10 protein-coding genes are annotated in these 6533 nt (G+C 67.6%); 3 read left to right on the top strand and 7 right to left on the bottom strand.

The annotated features are described in order from the left end of the window. Nucleotides 1–87: 87 nt before the first annotated feature. From ACFV2X_RS55110 to ACFV2X_RS55090, 5 genes are read right to left on the bottom strand one after another with little or no spacing between them, the layout of a single operon-like run. The gene (locus tag ACFV2X_RS55110; RefSeq protein WP_385631771.1) at nucleotides 88–927 is read right to left on the bottom strand and encodes an isoprenyl transferase; all 840 of its coding nucleotides are present in this window, start codon (nucleotides 925–927) and stop codon (nucleotides 88–90) included. 36 nt (nucleotides 928–963) lie between these two features. Next, on the bottom strand, nucleotides 964–1713 hold the full coding sequence (recO, locus tag ACFV2X_RS55105; RefSeq protein ID WP_014179800.1) for a DNA repair protein RecO: 750 nt from the start codon (nucleotides 1711–1713) through the stop codon (nucleotides 964–966). 15 nt (nucleotides 1714–1728) lie between these two features. Beyond that, nucleotides 1729–1944: a DUF397 domain-containing protein gene (locus tag ACFV2X_RS55100; RefSeq protein WP_385631768.1), complete on the bottom strand. Its 216-nt coding sequence runs from the start codon at nucleotides 1942–1944 to the stop codon at nucleotides 1729–1731. Further along, nucleotides 1919–2122: a DUF397 domain-containing protein gene (locus tag ACFV2X_RS55095; RefSeq protein ID WP_385631767.1), complete on the bottom strand. Its 204-nt coding sequence runs from the start codon at nucleotides 2120–2122 to the stop codon at nucleotides 1919–1921. The genes ACFV2X_RS55100 and ACFV2X_RS55095 overlap by 26 nt, the downstream gene beginning before the upstream one ends. A 10-nt stretch (nucleotides 2123–2132) precedes the next feature. Next, nucleotides 2133–2984 (bottom strand): helix-turn-helix domain-containing protein, encoded by an 852-nt coding sequence (locus ACFV2X_RS55090; RefSeq protein ID WP_385631765.1) that lies wholly within the window; start codon nucleotides 2982–2984, stop codon nucleotides 2133–2135. A gap of 173 nt (nucleotides 2985–3157) precedes the next feature. Here ACFV2X_RS55090 and ACFV2X_RS55085 point away from each other — a divergent pair, with 173 nt between their 5' ends. Further along, nucleotides 3158–3577, top strand: a complete 420-nt coding sequence (locus ACFV2X_RS55085; RefSeq protein ID WP_385631763.1) for an ATP-binding protein — start codon at nucleotides 3158–3160, stop codon at nucleotides 3575–3577. Nucleotides 3578–3604: 27 nt separating this feature from the next. Next, nucleotides 3605–4078: a GNAT family N-acetyltransferase gene (locus ACFV2X_RS55080; RefSeq protein ID WP_385631760.1), complete on the top strand. Its 474-nt coding sequence runs from the start codon at nucleotides 3605–3607 to the stop codon at nucleotides 4076–4078. 6 nt (nucleotides 4079–4084) lie between these two features. On the opposite strand, the gene ACFV2X_RS55075 is transcribed toward ACFV2X_RS55080, so the two are convergent. Beyond that, the gene (locus ACFV2X_RS55075; RefSeq protein WP_385631759.1) at nucleotides 4085–4738 is read right to left on the bottom strand and encodes an AraC family transcriptional regulator; all 654 of its coding nucleotides are present in this window, start codon (nucleotides 4736–4738) and stop codon (nucleotides 4085–4087) included. Nucleotides 4739–5002: 264 nt separating this feature from the next. Between ACFV2X_RS55075 and ACFV2X_RS55070 the strand changes: the two genes are divergently transcribed. Continuing rightward, the gene (locus ACFV2X_RS55070; RefSeq protein WP_385631756.1) at nucleotides 5003–5716 is read left to right on the top strand and encodes an alpha/beta fold hydrolase; all 714 of its coding nucleotides are present in this window, start codon (nucleotides 5003–5005) and stop codon (nucleotides 5714–5716) included. Here ACFV2X_RS55070 and ACFV2X_RS55065 read toward each other — a convergent pair. Then, nucleotides 5703–6395, bottom strand: a complete 693-nt coding sequence (locus ACFV2X_RS55065; RefSeq protein WP_385631773.1) for a VOC family protein — start codon at nucleotides 6393–6395, stop codon at nucleotides 5703–5705. The two genes, ACFV2X_RS55070 and ACFV2X_RS55065, sit on opposite strands and share 14 nt — an antisense overlap. Between the last annotated feature and the right edge of the window lie 138 nt (nucleotides 6396–6533).

Here is a 6533-nt window from a genome sequence, read left to right as displayed (position 1 = left end):
CACCGACACGCCGTTGCGTCGGCGTGTCGGTGTCCCAAACTCACCACAAAGTCACTGCCGCCTGCGCGGCGGGGTGGTCGGTCGACGTTACTGCGGACCCGGCTGGGAACCGTCCTTCTGCTGCACCTCGTTCGGGATCGCCCCGCCGAAGCGGCGGTCGCGCGAGGCGTACTCCAGGCAGGCCCGCCACAGGTCGCGGCGGTCGAAGTCCGGCCAGAGCACGTCCTGGTAGACCATCTCCGCGTAGGCGCTCTGCCAGATCAGATAGTTGGATGTGCGCTGCTCGCCCGAGGGCCGCAGGAAGAGATCCACATCCGGCATATCGGGGTAGTAGAGGTACTTCGCGAAGGTCTTCTCGTTCACCTTCGACGGGTCGAGCCGGCCCGCCCTGACATCCTCCGCCAGCGCCTTCGCCGCGTCCGCGATCTCGGCCCGGCCGCCGTAGTTCATGCAGAAGTACATCGTCATGGCGTCGTTGTCCTTGGTCTGCTCCTGCGCGACCTGGAGCTCCTGCGCCACGGACTTCCACAGCTTCGGCATCCGCCCCGCCCAGCGGATCCGGATGCCCATCTCGTCCATCTCGTCGCGGCGGCGGCGGATGACGTCCCGGTTGAAGTTCATCAGGAAGCGCACCTCGTCGGGCGAGCGCTTCCAGTTCTCGGTGGAGAAGGCGTAGAGGGAGAGGTTCTTCACCCCGATCTCCAGACACCCCTTGAGCACATCGAGGACCACGCCCTCGCCCACCTTGTGCCCCTCGGTACGCGGCAGCCCGCGCTCCTTGGCCCAGCGGCCATTGCCGTCCATGACGACGGCCACATGCTTGGGCACCAGCTCACCGGGGATCTTCGGCGGACGGGCACCCGAAGGGTGCGGGTCCGGGGCCCGGTACTCGCGCCGCTGTCGGCCCAGAATCCCGCGTCGTGCCATGTGCCTGCCGTCTCCCTCTCAACTAGCTTCCGCGCTTTATTTCTCTACATACCGAAGCGACCGGAGCCCCCGCTCCAGATGCCAGTGCAAATACGCCGCCACGAGCCCACTGCCCTCCCGGGCATGCCGAGCCTCGCACGCGTCCGCGGTCTCCCAGTCCCCGGTCAGCAGCGCCCCCAGCAGCATCAACGCCTCCGCCGAGGGTACGACGCTTCCGGGCACCCGGCACTCCCCGCAGATGACCCCGCCCGCACCGACCGAGAAGAACCGGTTCGGTCCGGGCATGCCGCACTTCGCGCAGTTGTCGAAACTCGGCGCGTAGCCGTTCACGGCGAGGGAGCGGAGCAGAAACGCGTCCAGGATCAGATGCGGCTCATGCTCCCCCGAGGCGAGCGTGCGCAGTGCGCCGACCAGCAGCAGATACTGCTGCATGGCGGGCTCGCCCTCGTGATCGGTGAACCGCTCGGCGGTCTCCAGCATCGCCGTACCGGCGGTGTAGCGGGCGTAGTCGGTCACGATGGCGCTGCCGTACGGAGCGATGGTCTCACTCTGCGTGCACAGCGGCAGCCCGCGGCCGACCAGCTCGCCGCCCCCGCGCGAGAAGAACTGCACATCGACATGGCTGAACGGCTCGAGCCGCGCCCCGAACTTCGACTTCGTCCGCCGCACCCCCCGCGCCACGGCCCGCACCCGGCCGTGACCACGGGTGAGCAGCGTGATGATCCGGTCCGCCTCACCCAGCTTCTGGGTGCGCAGCACGATGCCGTCGTCGCGGAACAGACTCATGGCGCTTATTGTCCCTCAGCGGGACACATGATCGAACCGCCCCGCCTTCACGGCTTGGGTGAGCGCGCGGAGGGCGGCAGGGGTGGTTGTGATCACGGTGTGGGGTTCGTCGCTCTCCCGGAGGAGGATGCTGTCCGGGGTTCGAGCGAGCTCGACGCAGTTGTTGCCAGGGCCGTCCGCCGAGTACGAGGACTTCCGCCAACCCTCAGCCAGCCAGGGCGTCGAAGTCACCGGTCTTGATCCCTCGTATCAGCGCCAGGAAGGCGGCCGGGGTCGTCGTGATGATCACATGCGGGTCGTCGCTCTCGCGGAGGAGAATCGCCGCGTCGGAGGCGTGGGCCAGTTCGACGCAGGCGTTGCCGGGGCCGTCCGCCGAGTAGGACGACTTCTGCCACTGTATGTCGGACATCTCGATGCCTTCAGAGTCGTTGTGCGATGGCGTGGATGAAATCGCGCGTGTCTTCAGGTGTAAGGGCCAGCCCTTCCGTCCGGTCGAGGATCCTCCGGTAGTTGACGAGATGGGTCTCCCCGTCCAGGAAGGTCACGCCCGTGGGCGCGTCGAGCTGAACCGTATCCAGTTGCGGCACCACCCCGCCCACGTACGCCACGGAGGCTCCCGCATGCGGAAAGCCTCCGGCCGAGAAGGGGATGGCCCGGACCGTGACATTGTCTCGCTCCGACGCCTCCAGTAGGCGCTCCAACTGCCCACGGGCCACCTTGGGCCCGCCGAATTCCATCCTCAACGCAGACTCGTGGATAAGGAAGGTGCACTGCGGAGCATTGTCTCGATCGAGCACCTCGCGGCGCCTCAACCGGTACGAGACGTTGACCCGCAGTTGCGTCGGGGTGTGTGCGGGTTCGGCGGTGGAGAACACGGCGTTCGCGTAGTCCTCGGTCTGCAGAAACCCGGGAACGTGCATGATCTGCACCGCACGCAGAGTCACGGCGTGGAATTCCAGCTCGGCCAAGTCGAGCGCGTCAACGGTCACCCGGTCCCGGTAGTCCTCCCACCAGCCCCGGCCGCGCTCGGTGGCCATGGCCGCGAGAGCGTCAACGTACGCCTGGTCGCCGCAGGAGTAGATGGCGGCCAGCATCCTGACGCGTTCTTCGCTCACGCCGAGGCGGCCAGCCTCCATGTTGCTGATACGCGTACGGTCCGCGCCCAATTGCTCCCCGGCGCGGGCCACGTTCATCCCGGCATGCTCACGCATCTTGCGCAACTCCGCGCCCACGCGGCGCTGCCTCGCACTGGGGGCTGCCTTCTGCGGCATGTACGGACCCTTCCCTACCCACTCCGTCACACAGTGTGCCAGCGACACTACTCGAATTCAGATCCAGATGCACGATCTCACCCGACATGGATGCACGAGTGCATCGCAGTGCCGTATGGTCCCGATAGCACAGCGCATCGGAACCATCACGCATCGCGTTGGGAGAACCCGCCATGCCCGAAGTCGCCGAACCCGCCTACGCCTACCGGCTCAGCGCCCCCAACTCCCCCAAGAGCCCCAAAGCCTGCCGAGATGCGATCGCCGCCCTCCTCCAGGCCAACGGCCTGGACGACCTCGCGGACACGGCCCGCCTCCTCGTATCGGAGGCGGTCACCAACGTCCACCAGCACACAGCCACCCCCGTCATCCACATCGACACCCTCGTACGGGACCGCATCGCCACCATCGCCGTACGCGACAGCTCCCCGGACGACCTCCCCCGCCCGCGCAGGGCGGAGACCGACGAGGAAGGCGGCCGCGGCCTCTTCCTCATGAAGCAACTCGCCCACGCCTGCGGTGTCACCTGGGAAAGCGGCGCCCACCCCACCGGCAAGCACATCTGGTTCGAGCTGCGCGACCCGGTCGCCGATTGACGGAAGCGGATCGAGTAAGTTCCCGACATGAGCGATGACGGCAAGACTCGGATCCGATTCGCCGAGGAGGCGGACGCCGCCGTGATCGCGCGCATCCATTTGGCCTCGCGGTCGGCGACCATGCCTTATCTGCCCCCGCAGAAGCGCAATCACGAGCAGGTGACCCGATGGGTCCGGGACGTACTGCTCAAGCGATGCCGTACCTGGGTCGCAGTGCGTGATGCGGAGGTCATCGGCTATGCGGCCCTTGACGGTGACCTGCTCGAACACCTCTATCTACGCCCGGACGTCGGTCGGCAGGGCATCGGCACGCTACTGCTCGATGAGGTCAGGCGGCACAGCCCTGACGGGGTGTCCCTGCACGTCTTTCAGCAGAACACCGATGCCCGCGCGTTCTACGAGCGCCACGGGTTCACCGTCCTCGACACCAACGACGGTGATCGCAACATGGAGAACCTGCCCGACATGACGCTTCGCTGGACACCGAACAGCGCGGGGTAAAACGGCTCACCCAGAGGACTTGGTCCGGTAGCGGCCCGGGGTCGTTCCGATGATGTTGGTGAACGCTGCGATGAAGCCGCTGGGGTTGGCCCATCCGCAGGCGTAGGCGGTTTGGGTGGTGTCGTGGCCGTCGGCGAGGAGCACGAGTGCGTGGTAGATGCGTAGCTGCGTGCGCCACTCATAGAAGGTCATGCCGAGTTCGTTGCGGAACAGTCGGCTGAGGGTGCGGGTGCTGGCTCCGATCGTCTTCCCGAGTTCAGCCAGCGTGGCGTTGTCCGCCGGCGTCTCGTACAGCATCCGGGCAATGGCTTGCAGTCGGTCGTCCCGTGGCTCCGGCAGGTGCAGTGGCTGTTCGTGTGCTTCGTGGAGTTCATCGACGAGGACTCGAAGGAGGCGAGAGCGCGCGGAGCGGCTGTAGTCAGGCGCGGCGTCCTCGTAGTTGCGGGGGCCGGTCAGGGCGAGAAGGACCTCGCGGGCGAGGTCGGAGGCCAGGAACACGGCCGGATGGTCGGGTATGAGCCGGGCGAGGGACGGCGTGAGAAAGACGATGCGCATGTCGGTGTCGCCATGGGCGCGGTGATAGTGCGTGAACCCGGCGGGGGTCCAGGCGACCCGGTTGGCGGGAACGATCGACGTGCCGCGCTCGGTGTGAACCGTCAAGACGCCACTGGCCGCGTACACCAGGTGTCCCCGTGCGTGCGACTGTACTTCGCTTGTTTCGCCGGATGGCCAGAGGTGGCGCCCGCCGGACGGCCACACATGTGATGTCACATCGGCGGTCGGGGAAGGTTGGCGGCGAACAGGCATCAATTGGCATCCTATCGTTAGCCCGCCACACCTTGATCTGGTGAAACTTCCTCCATGCGGAATGTCATCGAGGCAGCGTGCCTCGATGCCGCGGCTTGAGAGAGGGAGAAGAAGCGCATGGCGACGTTCGTTCTTGTGCCCGGCGGCTGGAAGGGCTCCTGGTCGTTCGAGGCGGTGGTTCCGCTGCTGGAGCGTGCCGGTCATACCGTGCACGCCCTGACCCTGACCGGTCTGCGGCCGGACGACGACAACGCGACGGTGGCGACCGCCAACCTCGACACGCACGCCGACGACGTATTGCGGCTCCTCGATCGCGCCCACCTCACCAACGCGACGCTGGTCGGCCACAGCTACGGCGGGATGGTGACGGCCGCCGCGGCCGATCGCGCCGGCGGGCGGATCTCACGGCTGGTACAGCTCGACGCCTACGTGCCGCGCGACGGCGAGTCGTGCTGGTCGTCAACGAACGAGCACTTCCGGGAAGTGTTCGCTGCCGGCGCTGCGGCCACCGGCTATGCCGTCCGACCGCCGGACGGCGGCGATCCCCGCCGCCGTCCCCATCCCCTCGCCTCGTTCCTGCAAAGGATCCGGCTCACGGGCACGCTCGCCCAGGTCCCCCGTCGGGAGTTCATCTACTGCTCGGGATGGGAAGACCGGACGCCGTTCGCTGAACTCCGCACCCGGCTCCAAGCCGATCCCGACTGGCAGGTCCACGACCTCCCCACCGGCCACGACGCGATGCATGAGGCCCCGGAGGCGGTCGCTGCACTGTTGATGCGTGATCAGCAGCGGACCGCGGCTCCCGTGAGTTACGGCTTCACCGGCGCGTGAGCACGCGGAACTCGTTGCCGTCGGGGTCGGCCAGCAGCACCGCGCCGTCCTCGCCGTGGGCGGAGTCGGGACGCCTCGCCCCGAGGGAGAGCAGGCGCTCGACCTCCGCCTGCTGATCGCCGTCCGGCGCGAGGTCGAAGTGCAGGTCCTTGCCGGGGTCCGGCATCAGCGGCGGACCGCCCCATGTGATCTTCGTACCGCCATTCGGCGACTGGATGGCGGTCTCCTCGTCCTGGTCCCAGACCAGCGGCCAGCCAAGCGCCTTGCTCCAGAAGTAGCCCACGGCCTGCGAACCATCGCAGGCGAGCGCTCCGATGAAGCCGCAGCCGGCGAGGAAATTGTTGCCCGGCTCGAGGACACAGAACTCGTTGCCCTCGGGGTCGGCGAGCACCGCATGGGACGCGTCCGGTCCCTGGCCGACGTCGGCGTGCTGCGCGCCGAGGCCGAGCGCCCTGGCCACGGCCTCCCGCTGGTCCTCCAGGGAGGAGCTGGTCAGGTCGAAGTGCAGCCGGTTCTGGGCGACCTTCCGCGCTTGGGTGGGACGGAAGCCGAGGCGGTAGCCGGCGTCATTCCCGGACATCAGGGCGACACCGCCGGAGGAATCATCGGCTCTCTCCAGGCCCAGGACCCCGGACCAGAAATGCGCTAAGCGCTCCGGCTGGTGGGCGTCGAAGGAGATCGTGAGTCAGGGCGCGTATCGGGTCGTGATCAATGAGCACCGCAGCTTCCGGGGCGGGTGCCCGCCTGGGGTACGAGGCCCGGCGACCTGTGGCTGCGCCGTGTGGGCGCGAGTGACCGGAAGCGATGCCGCGGGCAG

It is taken from the genome of Streptomyces sp. NPDC059679 (genome assembly GCF_042734105.1).
Taxonomy (GTDB): Bacteria; Actinomycetota; Actinomycetes; order Streptomycetales; family Streptomycetaceae; genus Streptomyces.
This window is presented reverse-complemented; position numbering and strand designations above follow the sequence as displayed.

What these genes read in the sequence shown, in the direction of transcription:
- ACFV2X_RS55110 (WP_385631771.1), bottom strand. Translation starts at nt 927, where the DNA reads ATGGCACGACGCGGGATTCTGGGCCGACAGCGGCGCGAGTACCGGGCC.
- recO (WP_014179800.1), bottom strand. Translation starts at nt 1,713, where the DNA reads ATGAGTCTGTTCCGCGACGACGGCATCGTGCTGCGCACCCAGAAGCTG.
- ACFV2X_RS55095 (WP_385631767.1), bottom strand. Translation starts at nt 2,122, where the DNA reads ATGTCCGACATACAGTGGCAGAAGTCGTCCTACTCGGCGGACGGCCCC.
- ACFV2X_RS55090 (WP_385631765.1), bottom strand. Translation starts at nt 2,984, where the DNA reads ATGCCGCAGAAGGCAGCCCCCAGTGCGAGGCAGCGCCGCGTGGGCGCG.
- ACFV2X_RS55085 (WP_385631763.1), top strand. Translation starts at nt 3,158, where the DNA reads ATGCCCGAAGTCGCCGAACCCGCCTACGCCTACCGGCTCAGCGCCCCC.
- ACFV2X_RS55080 (WP_385631760.1), top strand. Translation starts at nt 3,605, where the DNA reads ATGAGCGATGACGGCAAGACTCGGATCCGATTCGCCGAGGAGGCGGAC.
- ACFV2X_RS55070 (WP_385631756.1), top strand. Translation starts at nt 5,003, where the DNA reads ATGGCGACGTTCGTTCTTGTGCCCGGCGGCTGGAAGGGCTCCTGGTCG.